At 61.7% G+C, this 17,625-nt stretch carries 15 protein-coding genes and 3 pseudogenes; 10 read left to right on the forward strand and 8 right to left on the reverse strand.

Annotated features, from left to right (window positions below):
* The first annotated feature begins 32 nt into the window (after positions 1-32).
* Positions 33-824 (forward strand): ABC transporter ATP-binding protein, encoded by a 792-nt coding sequence (locus Q0030_RS00585; protein WP_298361978.1) that lies wholly within the window; start codon positions 33-35, stop codon positions 822-824.
* A 25-nt stretch (positions 825-849) separates the two neighbouring features.
* Here Q0030_RS00585 and Q0030_RS00590 read toward each other — a convergent pair whose 3' ends face one another.
* Together Q0030_RS00590 and Q0030_RS00595 are read right to left on the reverse strand one after the other, a co-directional pair.
* Positions 850-1,191: a hypothetical protein gene (locus Q0030_RS00590; RefSeq protein WP_298361981.1), complete on the reverse strand. Its 342-nt coding sequence runs from the start codon at positions 1,189-1,191 to the stop codon at positions 850-852.
* Complete coding sequence (locus Q0030_RS00595; protein ID WP_298361984.1) at positions 1,133-1,606, reverse strand: hypothetical protein; 474 nt, start codon at positions 1,604-1,606, stop codon at positions 1,133-1,135. The genes Q0030_RS00590 and Q0030_RS00595 overlap by 59 nt, the downstream gene beginning before the upstream one ends.
* Between Q0030_RS00595 and Q0030_RS00600 the strand changes: the two genes are divergently transcribed.
* Positions 1,581-1,871 (forward strand): hypothetical protein, encoded by a 291-nt coding sequence (locus Q0030_RS00600; protein ID WP_298361987.1) that lies wholly within the window; start codon positions 1,581-1,583, stop codon positions 1,869-1,871. The two genes, Q0030_RS00595 and Q0030_RS00600, sit on opposite strands and share 26 nt — an antisense overlap.
* Before the next feature lie 241 nt (positions 1,872-2,112).
* On the opposite strand, the gene Q0030_RS00605 is transcribed toward Q0030_RS00600, so the two are convergent.
* On the reverse strand, positions 2,113-2,892 hold the full coding sequence (locus Q0030_RS00605; RefSeq protein WP_298361989.1) for an enoyl-CoA hydratase/isomerase family protein: 780 nt from the start codon (positions 2,890-2,892) through the stop codon (positions 2,113-2,115).
* Positions 2,893-3,000: 108 nt separating this feature from the next.
* On the opposite strand from Q0030_RS00605, the gene Q0030_RS00610 reads away from it, so the two are divergent.
* From Q0030_RS00610 to Q0030_RS00640, 7 genes and pseudogenes are all read left to right on the forward strand, one after another.
* Entirely contained in the window at positions 3,001-4,110 is a 1,110-nt protein-coding gene (locus tag Q0030_RS00610; RefSeq protein WP_298361992.1) for a CaiB/BaiF CoA-transferase family protein, read from the forward strand.
* A 121-nt stretch (positions 4,111-4,231) separates the two neighbouring features.
* Positions 4,232-4,606: pseudogene (gene tnpA, locus Q0030_RS00615) on the forward strand (IS200/IS605 family transposase).
* A gap of 143 nt (positions 4,607-4,749) precedes the next feature.
* The gene (locus Q0030_RS00620) at positions 4,750-6,051 is read left to right on the forward strand and encodes a thiolase family protein (RefSeq protein WP_298361995.1); all 1,302 of its coding nucleotides are present in this window, start codon (positions 4,750-4,752) and stop codon (positions 6,049-6,051) included.
* Positions 6,052-6,078: 27 nt separating this feature from the next.
* On the forward strand, positions 6,079-6,852 hold the full coding sequence (locus Q0030_RS00625; protein ID WP_298361998.1) for an SDR family NAD(P)-dependent oxidoreductase: 774 nt from the start codon (positions 6,079-6,081) through the stop codon (positions 6,850-6,852).
* 609 nt (positions 6,853-7,461) lie between these two features.
* A pseudogene (locus Q0030_RS00630) lies at positions 7,462-7,958 on the forward strand (TrbI/VirB10 family protein); the annotation flags it as partial.
* 5 nt (positions 7,959-7,963) lie between these two features.
* Positions 7,964-8,080 (forward strand): annotated as a pseudogene (locus Q0030_RS00635) (DUF2274 domain-containing protein); the annotation flags it as partial.
* Between the two features lie 26 nt (positions 8,081-8,106).
* Positions 8,107-8,400 carry a DUF2274 domain-containing protein gene (locus Q0030_RS00640; protein WP_298362001.1) on the forward strand — a complete coding sequence of 98 codons (294 nt, stop codon included), beginning with the start codon at positions 8,107-8,109 and terminating at the stop codon, positions 8,398-8,400.
* On the opposite strand, the gene Q0030_RS00645 is transcribed toward Q0030_RS00640, so the two are convergent.
* Positions 8,392-8,778 (reverse strand): hypothetical protein, encoded by a 387-nt coding sequence (locus Q0030_RS00645; protein WP_298362004.1) that lies wholly within the window; start codon positions 8,776-8,778, stop codon positions 8,392-8,394. The genes Q0030_RS00640 and Q0030_RS00645 overlap by 9 nt on opposite strands.
* Before the next feature lie 1,033 nt (positions 8,779-9,811).
* Here Q0030_RS00645 and Q0030_RS00650 point away from each other — a divergent pair.
* Positions 9,812-10,822: a recombinase family protein gene (locus Q0030_RS00650; RefSeq protein ID WP_298362007.1), complete on the forward strand. Its 1,011-nt coding sequence runs from the start codon at positions 9,812-9,814 to the stop codon at positions 10,820-10,822.
* A gap of 470 nt (positions 10,823-11,292) precedes the next feature.
* Here Q0030_RS00650 and Q0030_RS00655 read toward each other — a convergent pair whose 3' ends face one another.
* From Q0030_RS00655 to Q0030_RS00670, 4 genes are all read right to left on the reverse strand, one after another.
* Entirely contained in the window at positions 11,293-11,766 is a 474-nt protein-coding gene (locus Q0030_RS00655; protein ID WP_298362010.1) for a universal stress protein, read from the reverse strand.
* A gap of 755 nt (positions 11,767-12,521) precedes the next feature.
* Positions 12,522-13,649: an ABC transporter permease gene (locus Q0030_RS00660; RefSeq protein WP_298362013.1), complete on the reverse strand. Its 1,128-nt coding sequence runs from the start codon at positions 13,647-13,649 to the stop codon at positions 12,522-12,524.
* A gap of 3 nt (positions 13,650-13,652) precedes the next feature.
* A complete protein-coding gene (gene rbbA / locus Q0030_RS00665) occupies positions 13,653-16,439 on the reverse strand; it encodes a ribosome-associated ATPase/putative transporter RbbA (protein ID WP_298362016.1) in 2,787 nt (928 codons plus the stop codon).
* Entirely contained in the window at positions 16,436-17,608 is a 1,173-nt protein-coding gene (locus Q0030_RS00670) for an HlyD family efflux transporter periplasmic adaptor subunit (protein WP_298362019.1), read from the reverse strand. The genes rbbA and Q0030_RS00670 overlap by 4 nt, the downstream gene beginning before the upstream one ends.
* Between the last annotated feature and the right edge of the window lie 17 nt (positions 17,609-17,625).

A 17,625-nucleotide genomic window follows, 5' to 3' on the forward strand; every position in this document is an offset into this window, starting at 1 on the left:
GCCCGGCCGGATCCCTTCGGGAGGCTTGCGTCTTGCTCGAACTGAACAACGTTGAAGTCATCTACAGCGACGTCATTTTGGCGGTGAAGGGCATCTCGCTCACCGTGCCTGATGGCAAATGCGTTGCGCTGCTCGGCGGCAACGGCGCAGGCAAGTCGACGACTCTGAAGGCAATTTCCGGCATCATACGCGTCGAGGACGGCCGGGTAACTTCCGGCAACATCAGTTTCGACGGCAAGAGGATCGATAAGGCGGATCCGACCGAAGTCGTTCGAGGCGGCATCATCCATGTAATGGAGGGCCGTCGCGTGTTGCGCCATCTGACCGTTGAGCAAAATCTGCTGGTCGGCGGCCATATGGAATCGTCGGGTCGCGAGGTGCGCAAGCGCCTCGATAATGTTTACGATCGCATTCGCCGCCTTGCCGCGCTCAAGGATCGCATAACCGGCTATCTGTCCGGCGGCGAACAGCAGATGGTCGTGATCGGACGGGCGATGATGGCTAATCCCAACCTGATCATGATCGACGAGCCGTCGCTCGGCCTTGCGCCGCTAATGATCGACGAGGTGTTCGCGCTGCTGAAAGACCTCAAGGCAAGCGGGACCACGCTTCTGATCGTCGAACAGAACACGCGGGTTGCGCTAGATATCGCCGACTACGGTTACGTCATGGAGAATGGACGCATCGTCCTCGAAGGCGCCGCAGAGGAGCTGCGAAACAACGAGGACGTGCGGGAGTTCTATCTCGGACTTGACCTCAAAGGCGAGCGCAAGAGCTACCGCGACATCAAGCATTACCGGCGCCGCAAACGGTGGCTCGGCTGAGACGCCGCGCCGATGCCTTGCGGGTTCACGCGTCCTTCCGGTCGACTACGAACGGAGCATCGGCCGGCAGTTCCTCGGCGCCCACCACCTCGATACGGTCGGCCTTCAGACGCGACAGCGCGTTGAAGCGGCCCGGCGCGGCCGCCATGACGGCGTCGCGGTCCGCGTCCGGAAGCAGCGAAAGCCGCACCGTGATTTCGTCCCGCAGTTGCGGGCGAGTGACGATGGCCTGGGCGCGGCCGATTCCTGGAATGGCAATGGCGAGGTCTTCGAGCTGCCGCGGATAGATGAATATCTCTCGCGCGCTTTCACCGCCTGGCCGACGCGCCCTGCAGCATGCCGATCCTGCGCACTGTGCCATCGGCATTCGTTGCCGTGGCGGCGGCGACATCGCCGGTCCCGAACCGGATCAGCGGCCAGCCTGGCGTCAGCGTGGTGACCACGATCTCGCCGGGCTCGCCCTGCGGAAGTGGAACTCCGGTCGCCGGCTCGCAGATCTGCACTATACGGTCCTGATGAATCTCGTAGCCGCCATCCTGCGCCCCATTTTCGAAGCCGATCACGCCGAAGTCTGCCGTCGCATACACTGCGAAGGTCCGGATGCCGTATCTGGCTTCCAAACGACGGCGCTTGCCGAGCCAGTCGCCGAGTTCGCCGCCGAGCAAGGCGGTTCTGACCTGCCAGCCACCGGGTAGCGGATGACCCATCGCCTCGATGGCTTCGGCGAGCGTGACAAAGAAGGTGGTCGAGGCGCAGATGCAGGTCACGCCAAGATCGATCACCAGCTTCGCCTGCAGTTCGCTGCCGCCTGTGCCGGGCTGGAATCACCGTCGCACCGACGGAGCGCAGGCCTTCGTCGAGCAGAAGGCCGGCAGGCACGAGATGATAGGACCAGGTGTTGAGCACGCGATCGCCGGGGCCGAGGCCGGCGGCGGCAAAGGCGGTGCCGAAGCCACAGCCGTCGCGATCGTGCCTGAAGTGGGGTTCGTTGATGGGGCCAGGAGAGACGAAGATGCGGACGATTTCTTCATCCTTTGCTGCAAGTAATCCCCCGAATACCGGTCGCTGGCGTTGCAGCTCGACCAGCGACTCCTTTTTGAACACAGGCAGCCGCGACAGATCGTCCACGGTCTTGAGATCGGCTGGAGCGAGGCCTGCGCGATCGAACATCTCCCGAACGGAGGGTGCGAGCTGGTAGGCCGCATGCTGGATCTGCTACAGCAGTGTGAAGCGCGTCTCCCGGCTCATTACCATCTCCTCTTTGCGTCCCCCGGCTTGCTTGCTTTTCCTATTTGCCGGTGAAGCGTGGTTTGCGTTTTTCCTCGAATGCGGCAAGTCCCTCCTTCAAGTCGTGGCTGTGGGCGTGGACTTCGCTGGCGAGCAGTTCTTGTCGCAAGGCTATCGCAGAAGGTTGCTCGAGGCCGTCATCGACCAGCGCCTTCATGCGCCGAAGCACGAGCAGACTCTTGTTGGCGAGCTTGGCGACCAGCGCCTCGGTCGCCGGGGTCAGCATCTCGTCATCGACGACCTCGTTGACCAGTCCGGCGGCGACAAGCTGTTCGGCTGGCACGAACTCGCCGGTGTACAGCAGATATTTTGCGCGGGTCGGGCCGATCTTGCGCGGCAGTCGCACCGAGCTGCCGCCGCCAGGCAACAGCCCATAGTTTGCATGCGCGTCGCCGAGCTTGGCCGAGCGCGCCGCAACAACGAGATCGCAGCACAGCGTCAGCTCCAGCCCGCCGGCCAGCGTCAATCCGTTCAGCGACGCAATGACTGGCATGGGAAACGTCTCGAGCCGGTTCATGACGAGGAGAACGGTATCGAGAAAGCGGCTCAGCGCCGTTTCGTCGTTCCCCGCTTCGCCGCGTACGAATTTGAGGTCGGCGCCGGCGCAGAACGCGCGCCCCGTTCCGGTCAGCACCACCGCGCGGACGTCCGACAGCTGAGCCTTGTCGAGCGCCGCGTTGATGCCCGAAACCACTGCGGGAGTGATGGCATTGAGTGCATCCGGCCGGTTCAGCGTGATCCACATCGCGCCGCCCCGAATTTCAGAAATTACCGATTCCACCGCTCTCTCCCGCAAAATTGACTTTCAAGTTAATTGATTATTTGCGCAGTTATGCTACAGACTTCGAGGACTAATACAAGTCAAGTGGCTGCCGGAAAGCGCATCGAGATGAGTCTTCCCCTCGCTGGAATTCGGGTAATCAGTCTGGCCGAGCAGTATCCAGGACCCTACGCAACCTTGTTGCTGAGTGACCTTGGTGCTGAGGTGATCCTGGTGGAGCGCCCGGGAGCTGGCGACCCGGCACGGCAGTTTCCGGGCTTTCATGGCGCGCTCAATCGCGGCAAGCAGTCGGTGGCGCTGGATCTCAAGAGCGTCGAAGGCAAGCTGAACCTGCGCAGGCTGGTCGCTTCTGCTGACGTCCTGATGGAAGGATTTCGTCCGGGCACCATGGCGCGCCTCGGTTTCGGTTATGAGGCGATGGCGGAGCTCAACCCGAGGCTGGTCTATGTCTCGATCTCCGGCTTCGGGCAGGACGGGCCATATCGCGATCGCCCGGCCCACGACATCTCCTATCAGGCGCTCGCCGGGTTTCTCTTTCGTCACGCCGGGCAGGGCTCAGTGGAAGATCCGGGAAGCATCGCGGTCGGAGACCTGTCTTCCGGCATGTTCGCTGCCGTCGGCGCGTTGGCGGCGCTGTTCGAGCGCGCACGCACGGGAAAAGGAAAATATGTCGACGTCTCGATGACGGATGGCCTAGTGTCCTGGATGTCGGTGATGCTGGGTCCGGTGATGAACGGTGCGCCGCTTGCCGACATAGGCGCCGAGCCGGCCTATGGCATCTTCAAATGTGCGGACGGTCGTCTCCTCACTTTGTCGATCGCTCATGAAGACTGGTTCTGGCGGCCGCTGTGCGAGCTGCTTGGCATGCCTGATGCGGCTGGTTTCAATCGTGGCGAGCGGGTCGTGCGGAGCGATGCGTTGCAGGGAAAGATCGCTGCCCTGCTGGCGACGCGCGATCGGGCCGATTGGGCGGAGCAGCTGGACGTCGCGGGTATTCCGTGGGGGCCGGTAAACTCGTTGAGCGAAGTGACCGCCGATCCGCACTTCCGCGCGCGCGGGCTTTTTCGCGAGGTGGCGGATGGCAACGGCGAGCGGCGCCATCACGTGGCACAGCCGCTGATTTTCTCCGGCGAGCATCCCGGGCCGCGCTCGGGCGTGCCTCGTCTTGGCGAGCATACCGAGCAGGTGCTGTGCGCGCTACCGGAGCTGAAAGACTAGTCTACGAAGGGAGACCCCCGGCTCTGCCGGGGAGGCAGCATAAGTTTGACATTTCAGGCAGTTATACATCGACGAAACTCGCGACTCGTGAGCCACCACGCACACGAGAAGGAGTTTCGCGATGGACGATTACGAGAGCCTAAGCCACAGCGAATGGGAGTGCAATTATCGTGTGGTCTTCATTCCCAAGTGCCGAAGGAAGGCGCTGCAGGGGAGTTGAGGCAACATCTCGGGGAAGTGTTCCGCAGATTGGCAATGCAGAAGGAGTGCAGGATAGAAGAGGGGGCATTTGATGCTCGATTATGTTCACATGATGATTTCGATCCCGCCCAAATATGCGGTGTCGCAAATGATCGGGTACATCAAGGGGAAGAGCGCGATCCACTTGGCCCGCGTCTACGGCGAGTGAAAGCGCAATTTCGTAGGGCAGCATTTCTGGGCCTGGGGACACTTCATCTCGACCGTCGGTCGAGACGAAGTGGTGATCAGGGAGTAAATCCGCAAGCAGGAGGCCGAGGATACCCGGCTCGACCAATTGAATATGTGGCGCTAAGGCCGCCTTCAGGCGGCCAACAAAATCGGGGACGCGTTAGCGTCCCCACGGCCGCTTTGAGCGGCCAATTCCTAAAGCCCCCGGCTTTGCCGGGGGATATTTACCAGGCAGCGACAAGAGAAGAGTTCCAATCCTTAAGGGAGGGCGCGGTGAGCGACATCTATGTGGTCGGCGTTGGCATGACCCCGTTTGGGCGCATGCTAGATATCGATATGAAGACTCTGGCGCGCAGGGCGGTGGACGCGGCGCTTGGCGATGCGGGATTGCGGAAGGCCGACATCGAGACGGCCTTTTTCGCCAATGCGTCGCAGGGTCATATGGAGCGCCAACACATGATCCGTGGCGAGATCCTTCTGCGCGAAATGGGCATCGGCGGCATTCCCGTGGTCAATGTCGAGAACGCTTGCGCCAGCGGCAGCACGGCATTCAACCTCGCGGCGACTTTCCTCAAGGCGGGTGAGGGCGATGTCGCACTCGCGCTCGGTGCCGAGAAGATGTTCTCCACAGATCGCAAGCTGATGTTCGAGGCGTTCGACAGTGCCTGGGACGTCAGCCGCGATGGTGAAATTCGGGACAGGCTGCTGGCGCTCGGCGAGGGCGTTGAGGTGCCGGAAGGCTCGACTTCGGACAAGCCCTACAGCGTGTTCATGGATGTCTACGCGGCGTTCTCACGTCAGCACATGAAGCGGTTCGGCACCACGCAGCGCCAGCTTGCGGTGGTGGCGGCGAAGAACCATCGGCATTCCATGGAAAATTCGCTGGCGCAGTTCCGCAATGCCTACTCGGTTGACGAAGTGCTCAATGCCCCGCCGATCACCTATCCATTGACGTTGCCGATGTGCTCGCCGATATCCGACGGTGCGGCGGCAGCGATCCTTGTGACCAAGGCCGGGTTGAAGCGGCTTGGTCTCGGGAAGTCGCGGGCCATCCGCGTGCTGGCATCGGTGATCCAGACTGGCAGCGATCGTGATCCGTCTGAAGTGGAGCGGCACTGTACCGCGCTCGCGGCTAAAAAGGCTTATGACAAGGCTGGCATCGGTCCGGATGACGTCTCCGTCGCCGAGGTGCATGACGCGACGGCCATGGGCGAGATCATCCAGATCGAGAATCTCGGATTCTGCGACTTCGGAGAAGGCGGCATCATTTCGGAGCGCGGCGACACCTCGCTCGGCGGACGCATACCGGTCAATCCGTCCGGTGGACTTGAATCCAAGGGACATCCTGTCGGCGCCACCGGGATCGGGCAGGTACATGAATTGGTGGCGCAACTGCGCAGCGAGGCGGGACCGCGGCAGGTCGAAGGGGCGCGGATCGCGCTCGCCGAAAACGGCGGCGGCCTTCAGGGTATCGAAGAGGCTGTAGCCTCCATCACCATCCTTGGCCGTTGATACAGAAGATCGAGCAGGAGGGCGTTCATGCAGTTGGATGGAAAAGTCGCGATCGTGACCGGCGCCGCGTCGGGGCTGGGGCGGGCATCGTGCGTGATATTGGCGAAGGCGGGCGTGCGCGTCGCCGCCCTTGATCGTGACGATGCGCGGCTCGCCGATCTTTGCCGGGAACTGGGGAGCGGCGCGTTCGGGCGCGTTGTCGATGTTGCCGACGAGACCAGCGTCCGATCCAGCGTCGATGCCGTGCTCGAAGTTTTCCATGCGGTTCATATCGCCGTCAATTGTGCGGGCGTCGCCGATGCAGCCAAGACTCTTTCGAAGGAGCAGCCGTTTCCGCTGGCGACCTGGAACAAGGTTATTGGCATCAACCTCACCGGAACCTTCAACGTCATCCGCTTTGCGGCGTTAGCTATGAGCCGCAACGAACCAGAGGACCCGAGCGGCGAACGTGGCGTTATCATCAACACCGCGTCCGGCGCAGCGTCGCAAGGGCAGGTGGGCCAAGCGGCCTACAGCGCCAGCAAGGCTGGCGTGGTCGGCCTCACGTTGCCTGTCGCGCGAGATCTCGCTGAATATGGCATTCGCGTCGTCTCTATCGCGCCTGGGCTGTTCGACACCGGGATGGTCGCCGGCATGCCGCCGAAGGTTTCGCAGTCGATCGTCGACCGCATGATCCTCTATCCCAACAGGATGGGGCAACCCGACGAGTTTGCCAGCCTGGTCAAGCACATCGCCGAGAATGCCTATCTCAACGCCACGACGATCAGCATCGACGCAGGCGCACGAATGCAGCCCCGCTAGATAGGCCAGGCTGCTTCTGGCCTTCACGAAAATTCCAACACTGGTTAAATGTTGCTTCCAATCAATTTTGGACGAGATGCGGAGAATATTTATATCGCAATTTCAATAGTCGTACGTGAAGAACTCTGGCTTCAGGCTGGAGCGGTCTGAAGTGCGGCAAGTGAGAGCGAGGGGATTTGGCGCAGCAAAAGGCTGGGCCAGCCGGTGAGCAGCGGAAGTTGTAGCTAGCAGCGGCGAGGACGGCGTTGGCAGCGTCGCCCTGGGGAAACCACAGATAATTTCGGCCCATGCGGTGCTCGGCCTTGAGATTGCCGATGACCGATCAAGCTGACACGCGCGTTGCTTGAGCCGATGATCGCCCGTCGCTCGGGCAAGATCGTGGCGAACGCGTGGTGCTGCGAAGCGCAATGGACCGGCTACAAGCCAAGGCCGAAAGCCTGATCGAGCGCGGCTGAGCTACGCCACATTGCGACATGCAAATCACGGGGGCACTTCGGAGATGAGCCGCCGCTTTCGCAACGCCGTGCTCGAACTTGCAGCCGAGCATGCCTTCGCCCGTCCATTGGTGAATTCCGGACGGCTGTCGACGCCAACTCCTTACCAGCTGTTATCACGGCGCAAGTGACAGAGGCGGTATTCGATACTCCGACCGGGCGTATCAGGCTAATTCCGCAAGGAGCGCGACTGATAGGGACCTACGATAGCCAGGTCGCATTTGGGCAGTCACGCGTGCTCCTAGTCTGGACCCGGCTCATCATGCCGAATGGGCGCTCGATCGTGTTGGAGCGACAGCCCGGCGCGGGTGTCGCGGGATATTCCGGACTTGAGGACGAGGTCGATAACCACTGGAAAGAGTTACTCGGAGCACGGCGCTATCGACGCTGCTCGCCGTCGAGACCGAGGTGAACTCTGGGACGGTCGTTAACAATACCAACAGCGCCATCATTCAGGCGCTACGGCGTGGGGCAGGGGATTCGCTCAATCAGACTGGTCAGCAGGTGGTGCGGCGCAATCTCAACATTCAGCCGACCTTGACCATTCGACCGGGATTTCCGGTGCGGGTTATCGTCAACCGCGATCTCGTGCTCGAAGCTTACAGGGGGTGATCAACATGACAAAACTCAAGCTCAGCACAATTGACGACGACAAGCCGGTCAAGATCACGCATGAAGTGCCTGCAAGCGTTTATCGTGATCTCTTCAGCTATGCCGATTATCGGAACAGCCAACTGTCTCAGTCACATTTATCGGAGGAATGAGTGTGGCGGATCTGAAACTTGGTCGACTGGCCAAGCAAGGTATGGTGCGGCTCACCATCGTGCTCTCCGAGCCCCTCAAGGAAGAGCTTGATGCGTATGCCGCGGAGCATGCCAAGCTCTACGAACCCATTGAAACCACAGCATTGATACCGCACATGCTGGAGGCCTTTATCCGCGCCGATCGCGGCTGGCGCAGCCGCCGAAAACGGTTGGAGCGGGTGCGAAGCGGTCAACGTCGAGCTGGTCCAGCCAGGGACACCACTCGCGCCGATCCAGAAAGTTCAAGCTGAAGCTTTGCGATTTGTTGTTCCTGCTCGCGGACGAGCAGCCTGAGCTTGAATGTGTTGAGTCATGTTGCGATTGGCGGCTCGGAGTTCTCGCATCTCATCAGTCTCCCGACCGCGCAACATGGCAATCTCGGCTTCTAGTTCATCAATGCGATCGGTAACTGCAAGCGCAGTGGCGCAGTCAGCATTGCATTGCTTCAACGCGGCTTGAAATCTGCCGAGCAGCTCTGGTGCTCGATAGAGCGTTGTACGTGAGAGCAGCCCAGCTTCCGATGCAAGTCGGGCGATGGTAAGTGTTGCCCGATCGTCAGCTGTTGCGAGCAGCCGCGCCATTGCGGCGTCGATCGCAGCGTGCGCGGCCGCACTGATCGGTTTCGTCATTCTGGCGGTCTCTCGAGAAGCGGCGCGATGAGCTGCCGCTTGCGTTCGTTATCGTCTGTGATGATTTCGCGTTGGAGCGATGAAAGACGCTTCGCGCGGAGCATCTCCTCACCGTCAGAGTTCGACACCTGCCAAGGTCCCAGATGACGTCGCGTTATGCAGGCATTGGGACAGCGATCCGGCCGGCAATGGGAAAGTGCGGGCGCGCTTCGGCCTGGGGTCTCTCCCTCGCGGTCGAGGTACCATGTCAGGATCGAAGAAGCAGTCGGCGAGGAGGCCCACGTGCAGTGTGCGGCCCAGATGGGCAAGCATTGTGCGCAGGCGCAGGGCATCGACCACATGGCCGGGAAAATTGTCAATCCGCGCAAATTTTGGACGCCGATCCCCCGGCTTAGGGGGTCAAATATTGCAGGCCGAATGACAGATTGACGGTGGGGATGCTCGATTGCCGCCTGAATAGTTGCCTTGTGATGATAATAATTGTCCTCGTGACGTGCTAGACTAAGACTAGGAGAAGCGATGCACAGACTGAAAGTCGGAATCGGAGATGCTGACGACAGCCGCACGGCCATGCCCGGCGTTCCCGCCGTGTGCTTTCCGTCAACAGGGTCTTTTGCGCGCCTGCTGACGGCGGACAATCGCACGATGCTGCGCCTGATCGCGGAGCGCGCGCCTGAATCCCTAGATGAACTGGTCGAACTGACAGGCCAAACCCAATCTGTCGCGCACGCTTCACAGACTGGCGAGCTACGGCATCGTCCGCATCGAGCGCCGTGGGCGAAAGATTGTCCCACGCTGCTCTGCGACCGAATCGAACTGGTCCTTCCCCTTACAGGACATAGATTGCCCGGCACGACCGCAAGAGGAGGCCGGGCATGACCGCTGCCGCTTCCACAGTTCCCCCCTGCGCGCCGCCCTCTATCTTCGCGTCTCGACGGCGCGGCAGGCCGAGCACGATGTCTCCATTGCCGACCAGAAGCGGTAGGGCGAAGCCTATTGCGCCTCGCGCCGCTACCAGCTCGTCGAAATCTATGTGGAGCCGGGCGCGTCGGCGACCAATGACCGCCGCCCCGAGTTCCAGCGCATGATCGAAGCGGGCACGTCCAACCCTGCGCTCTTCGACGTGGTGATCGTCCGCTCGTTCAGCCGCTTCTTCCGCGATCACTTCGAGCTGGAATTCTACGTCAGGAAGCTGGCGAGGAATGGGGTGAAGCTCGTCTCCATCACCCAGGAGATGGGCGACGATCCCATGCACGTCATGATGCGGCAGATCATGGCGCTGTTCGACGAATATCAGTCGAAGGAAAACGCCAAGCACGTCATGCGGGCTTTGAAGGAGAATGCGCTGCAAGGCTTCCGGAACGGCTCGCTGCCGCCCATCGGCTATCGCACGGTCGCTGCCGAGACGCGCGGTGCGAAGGTCAAGAAGAAGCTGGAGATCGACCCGCTCCACGCTGAGACGGTGCGGCTGATCCAACGGCTGGCGCCCCTTGGCGACGGTGCGCACGGCCTGATGGGCGTCAAGAACATCGTCAGCTATCTCAACCGCAACCGCATCTTCACCCGCGACGGCGGGCGCTGGGGCATCGGCCAGGTCCACCGCATCCTGACCCGCCGCACTCACATGGGCGAGCATGAATTCAACAAGCGGTCCAAGTCCAAGGAGCTGAAACCGACAACGGAGGTGGCGGTCGTGCCGGTGCCTCCGATCATCGCCCGCGAGACGTTTGATGCGGTGCAGGCGCAGCTAAAGGCTCGTCATCCCAAGGTGACGCCGGCTGCCGTCATCAGCGGCCCGACGATGCTTACCGGCCTGATCCATTGCGCCAAGTGTGGCGGCGCCATGACCATCCGCACCGGCAAGGGTGGGCGTTATCGCTATTATGCTTGTTCGACCAAGGCCCGGCAGGGACCGGCCGCTTGTGAGGGCATGGCGGTGCCGATGGAGAATCTGGACGATCTTGTCGCCAGCCATCTCGAAGACCGCCTGCTCCAGCCCGAGCGGCTGGAAACGATCCTCGCCACGGTCCTCGACCAGCGGTAGGAGCGATCGGAGCGCCAGCGCGAGTACATTGCCGTGCGGCGGAGTCCGAAGCGCGCCTCAAGCGCCTCTACGACGCCATCGAGGCGGGCGTCGCCGACCAGGACGACCCGGCGCTGAAGGATCGCATCGATGGCCTCATGGCCATTCGTGATCAGGCGAAGGCCGACGCCGAGCGCGCCCAGGCCATGCTTCAGCACTCAGGGAGCCAAGCGGTTACGCCGCAGATGCTCAGCAAGTTCGCCCGCGCCGCGCGCCAGCTATCCGTCTTGAAGGTGGTGGCTATTGCCGCGATCATCTTCGCGCGCTCGCCCAGAAGTCAAGGTCCGCCTCATGGGATCGAAGTCCCGGCTGCTCGAGGCGCTCGTAGCGAACGGCGGCGCAAACGCAGTGCCCACTCAGAGACTGAAATGGCGGAGGCAAGCGGCAATATCTGCGTCGCCGTTTCCCGAGCGTGCCGCTCCAACTCTTGGTCAGGGAACGACCATAACGGGACAGGTCGAGAGACTGACCAGTTTCTGCGAGACGCTTCCGAGCAGCAGCCCGGCAAGCCGACCACGGCCCCGCCGGCCAATTACGATGACGTCGACATTTTCCCGTTGCGCCGTCTCGATAATGGCTGTGGCCGCATCGCCCCATCCGGTTTGAATATGAATCTCCGGTAGGCCGACGCGCTGGGCTCTTTCCCGCGCGTGCGCCAGAATCTGGCCTGAAAGCGAATCGAGGACATCGCCTATGCTGCATCCCACATCATGCGCAAGCTGTCTCAGTTCCTCACCAGATAGATTTCCGCCGATCGTTATGATCGAAAGAGCACAGCCTGCGGCCTTCGCTAGCTCCGCCGCAAAATCTACCGCGCGATCTGCGCCGCCGGAGCCGTCAGTCGCCACCATAATCTGCCGCACGACCGTGCCTGCCTGTTTCTTCAGTGAAAAATATTCGAGCACATCAGCAGTGGGTCACCTTGATCCAGATCAATTCGGACGGCGGATCTGCCGTGAGACAAGGTACGCTTTCGGCGCAAGGTCGGACGTTTCCGTGACAAACACGCGAGACAGGCCGCTAAGGCGCAAGGCTTGGACTACGCTATGACCTGGTGTGAAATCGGCGACGGTCGCCACGTGCAGGCATACGGGGCACATATGAGAGCGTTTGTGCCTGCGTCTGCGTGGAAAAATCTCACAGCCGCATGGAAGGAAGCTCCAGCACCACCGAGTGTGGCGTAGCCCGCGGCAACTCCGACAATCACCGGGAACATTACCTGCAAAAGCACCTGCAACACCGTTAAAAAATCGCGCGCTCGCCTGATTTATTGATGCTGCCGCTAACAACGGCCCACAACAAGGGATTCGAAAAGGATGACGACGTATCAGGACGGATTCCTCGCAGCTGAACCGGCGCTTCCTTGAAAGCGTCTTCCGACTGGCTCGCTTGCCCTGTGATCCGATCGTCTGTTTTCACGATATCAACCCGATCTGCAAATTTCCGCGCAGAGTTGGTCTTAAACCCCTTGCGCTCACTGATGTCCGAAGGATGCGACCTCAGTTCATATTGACGACCCGCTCCTCGACGTCGAAGACCATTGTGTCCATCCGTAAGTTTTCGATACCGCTGCAGTCTCAAAGATCACCCCCAAAGAATTGCTGTAGATTGCTTCAAGTGATCTCGGACAGGACATCCTCGAGCCCCTTCCGCGCAAGGTTTAGCTGACTTCCTGCGAGATTGACGCCCGGAAACGCGATAGCGCGAGGGCGAAGAGCAGGCCGCCGACCCCCACAATCACGCCCAGGTTCGGCCAGATGATGTCCAATCCCGCGCCTCGGAACAGGATCGCCTGCGCGATCTTGACGAAATGCGTCGAGGGTACCGCCTGCATGACGATTTGTAGGCTGTGCGGCATGCTTTCGAGCGGCGTGTAGCTCCCTGAGAGCATGATCATTGGCAGTACAACAAGGATGAAGAGCAACCCGAATTGCGGCATGGAGCGCGCGACCGTGCCGAGAAGGAGGCCCACGGCCGAGGCGAAGAAGAGGTAAAGCATCACGCTCGCCAAGAAGAGCGCGAATGATCCTGTCGTCGGCAGTCCAAGCACGCCATGCACGACGAACCTAAGCGAGAGTCCGGCGGCGATCGTGATTACGAGCCCATTGGCCCAGACCTTCGCCATGGCGATCTCGAAGGGCGACAGCGGCATGACCAACAGATGGTCGAGCGTGCCATGTTCGCGCTCACGGATCACGGCTGCTCCCGACAGAACCATGGCAAGCATCGTCACGACATTGATGAGCCATGCAACGCCCATGAACCACGAGGATTCCAGGTTATCGTTAAAGGCGATGCGTGTGCGCAACGCTACCGCCGGGTCCGGCTGGCTGTCGATGCCATAGTAAAATCTATCGACCTCGTCGGTTACGATCTGCTGGATATAATTGGCTCCGATGCCGGCCTGCACCACGGCCGTGGCGTCGGTATTGAGCTGGACCGTGGGCGCTCGGCCAGCCGAAACGTCGGCCTGGAACTTGGGCGGGATGTCGAGGACGAAGGTATCGCGTCCGTTATCTAGACGCCGAACAAGCTCGCCGGGGGCGATCTGTTCTGGCGGTTTGAAGTAGGGAGGCAGCAGGGCGGCCGCGATATTGTTCGACAGGCGCGAGTGGTCCTCGTCGACGATGGCGATCGAGGCATTCCGCAATTCGAAGGAAATGCCGGTCGCCAGGCTGTAGATCGCATAGGAGAAGGCAAAGACGATGAGCACAATCAGCACGGTGTCGTGGCCCAGGCTGCGCAGTTCCTTGATGCCGAGGTGCCAGATGTTGGACAGCGAGCTCATGATTCAGCGGTCCTGCTTCGGCAGAAAAAGCAGGCTGAACCCAGTCAGCACCGGGACGAAGGCGGCGAGCGTGAGCAGATTGCCGGCCAAGTCCGCAAAGCTCAGCGCCTTGGTGAAGGCGCCCACGCTGATTTTCAGGAAGTATGTCGTCGGAAAACCGTAGCCGATCGCCGCCTCGATACCCGAGAGTGAGGAGACCGGCACGATCATGCCGGAGAATTGCAACGCGGGCATCAGGGTCAGGATCGCCGTGCCGGCCAGCGCGGCGACCTGAGTGGTGGTGAACGCGGAGATCAGAAGCCCGATGCCAGTGGTCGCGATGGAATAGATGAGTGCGGCGAGCGTCAGCGCCGATGCACTGCCCTTGACCGGCACCTGGAACACGAATACGGCGAGCGCCACCATTGAAGCGCAGTTCACCATCGCGAGGCCAACATAAGGTAGTTGCTTGCCCAGCAGGAATTCGAGCCGGCTGACCGGCGTCACGTAGAGGTTGACGATCGAGCCAAGCTCCTTCTCGCGCACAATGCTAAGTGCCATGAGGATCGCCGGGATGAAGAGCAGCAAAAGGCCGATCACCGAGGGCACCATCGCGTAGATGCTTTTGAAGTCCTGGTTGTAGCGGGCGCGGGTCGCGATCTGGACCGGTTGCCACGGCGTCTGTGTCCCGGTCACGCGTAAATTAAGGCGCGTCAGGTAGCTTAAATGAACGCCGTTCAGGTAGCCCAGGATGGTTTCGGCGCGAAAAGGCATGGCGCCATCGATCCAGGCGGAGACCTCGGTCGCCGTGCCGCGCTTCACGTCGCGACCGAAGCCGGGCGGTATTTCGATCACGAAGGAGAGCCTGCCGCTCTTGAGCCCCCGATCGAGCTCAGCATAGTCGGTAAGCCGCGCTTGCTGGTCGAAATAGCGCGTATCGGCGAATTCCTCAGTGTAGTTGCGGCTCTCCGGCGTCTGATCCCGGTCGAGCACAGCAAAGGTCAGATGCTCGACATCGAACGTGATGCCGTAGCCGAAGACCAGCATCAGGAGGGCGGTGCCGAAGAACGAGATCGCCAGCCGGATCGGGTCACGCAGGATCTGCAGCATCTCGCAGCGGGCATAGGCGATGAGGCGCCGGGGGCTGAACCAGGTGGCCGGCGACGGCGTACGGTCGGTTCCGGCAGATGCGGCCGGATGGGATCGCGACGAAGCGGTTCGCGGCATATCAATCCCTGGTCGTACCATGGCCCGCTCTGCGGTCGGCTGGGCTTGGTCGGTCGCTTCTTCGAGATAGGCGATAAAGGCCTCTTCCAGCGTGGCGGCGCCGCGCGCATCAATGAGCCCTGCCGGCGCCGCGGTCGCCAGGATGCGCCCGGCATGCATCAGCGCGACCCGGTCGCAGCGCGCCGCCTCGTTCATGAAATGGGTGGAGATGAAGATCGTGACGTCCTGGTTGCGCGAAAGATCGACCAACCGCGCCCAGAACTCGTCCCGCGCGATCGGGTCGACGCCGGAGGTCGGCTCATCTAGGATTAGCATCTCCGGCTCGTGGATGACGGCGGCCGCGAGCGAGAGCCGTTGACGAATACCGAGTGGCAGGTGATCTGACCTCTCGTCGAGATGCCCGGCCAGGTGAAAGCCCTCGACCAGCGACGCGATGCGCGTTTTTGCCCGGTCGGCCGGGATCTGAAACAGCCGCGCGTGCAGCTCTAGGTTCTGCCGGATAGTCAGCTCGCCATAGAGCGAGAAGGATTGCGACATGTACCCGACGCGCCGGCGCATATCGACATCGGTGGCGCCAACACTGCGGCCGAACAGCAGCGCCTCGCCCTGGGTCACCGGCAGCAGGCCGGTGAGCATCTTCATCGTGGTCGTCTTGCCGCAGCCGTTGGAGCCGACAAATCCGAAGATCTCGCCGCGCTCGATCGTGAGATCGACGTGATCGACGGCGGCGAAATCACCGAAACGCCGCGTTAGGCCGCGCGCCACGATGGCTGGTGGGCCGGGCTGCGTCTGGCGCGGTGGGATGTGAACGGCCCGGTAGCCATCGCGAGCCGTCTCGGGCACTAGTGCGATGAAGGCGGCCTCGAGTGTGGCCGCGCCCGCACGCGCCTTCAGCGCTGCAGCGCCGCCAGTCGCCAGTATACGCCCGCCGTCCATCGCGACCAGCCAGTCGAACCGCTCCGCTTCCTCCATATAGGCGGTCGCGACCAGCACGGTCATGCCCGGCCTCCTGGCACGCATGGTGTCGATCAACTCCCAAAATTGGCGGCGCGACAGCGGGTCGATGCCAGTCGTCGGCTCGTCGAGGATCAAAAGATCCGGGTCGTGGATCAACGCGCAGCATAGGCCGAGCTTCTGCTTCATCCCGCCAGACAGCTTGCGTACTGGCCGATCGCGGAAGGCCGCCAAACCGGTGCTCCGTAACAGCTCGTCGATCCGAGCCGTGCGTTCTGCCGCGGCCTGGTCGAACAGGCGCGAGAAGAAATCGATATTTTCGGCGACGCTGAGTTCGGCATAGAGATTGCTGCCAAGTCCCTGGGGCATGTAGGCGACGCGCGGGCAGATGGCACGCCGGTGCCGCGCATCGGCGATATCGCCGCCGAGCACTTGTGCCTGTCCCGACTGCAGCTTGCGCGCGCCGGCAATGAGGCCGAGCAGCGACGACTTGCCCACGCCATCCGGCCCGATCAGGCCGACCACGATTTCCGCGGGCAAATCGAGCGTTACGCCGGCGAGTGCCGATATGGCACCGTAACGATGGGCGACGTCGGTCAGCCGCGCGGCAAGGCCTTCCGGCTCATTCATTTCGGCACCGCCCCGGTGCTGGCGCTCGACCCGGCACCGGCCGGCAGATTTGGCTGTAGATGCGCGGGCCATGTGACCTTGGGATCGAAGCGGATATAGGCGACACCCGGCAGACCGGTGCGCACGTCAGCGATATGGTTCGCGAGCAGGTCTGGGTCGACTCGCACCTTGATCCGAAACATCAGCTTGTCCCGTTCCGACTGTGTCTCGACGGTCTTCGGGGTGAACTGCGACGTCGGGGAGATGAAGGAGACGTTGCCCGGGATGACCAAGTCGGGCAGCGCATCGAGCACGATCCGCCCCTCCGCGCCGAGCGCGATCTTGCCGACATCCTTGGTCGGCAGGAACACCGTCATGTAGACTTTCGACAGGTCGAGCAGGGTAAAGATCTTGACACCGGCGCCGATCACTTCGCCGGTATTGACGAACCGATACTGCACCCGTGCAGCGCGCGGAGCCACCAGCACGCCGTCGTCGACCACGATCTTGTTGTAGGCGACATCCTGCATCGCCGCAGCGAGCGCATGCTCCGTTTCACCGACCTTGGCAGTCGCTGCGTTCAAAGCGGCGTTGGCACCGTCCAATGCCTGCTGGCGCTGGTCGAGTAATTCATTGGTCGCATAGCCCTTCTCAAATAGAGTCTTGGTGCGATCAAACTGCTGCGCGGCGAACTTCTGCTGGGTCTCTTGCTGCACCACGTTGGCGGAGGCTTCCTCAAGCGTGCGCTTAGCCTGTTGGACCTGGGCTTCGGCTTTTTGCAGCGTCGCCTGCGCATCGCGTGTGTCCATACGGGCCACGACTTGCCCCGCCTTGACGAGATCACCCTCATCGACCAGCAGGGTGGCGACGCGCCCGGGGTACTTCGGCGTTATGTCGATATCATCGGCCTCGAGCCGACCATTACCCCAAACGATGCCATCGGGCAGCGCCGCCCGGTAGTGTTGCCACCAGTACCAGCCACTACCGGCGCCGCCAACGACGACGAGCAGTGCGGCGAGGACGAACCAAAGCCGAAATCTCGTTCGCGCCACAGGCTTGCTTGAAGGCGAGGGCGGCTGCGGAATCAACGCGAGCGGGTTGGCCACCATAGCGTCAGGCGTCGCTGCATCCAGTGCGTTGGGCCGCACTCGCGCGCTCGTGCCGTTACCGTCGGGCTTGATGTCCTGCATCAGGTCTTCTCGTCACA

This window comes from uncultured Bradyrhizobium sp. (genome assembly GCF_947648125.1).
GTDB lineage: Bacteria > Pseudomonadota > Alphaproteobacteria > Rhizobiales > Xanthobacteraceae > Bradyrhizobium.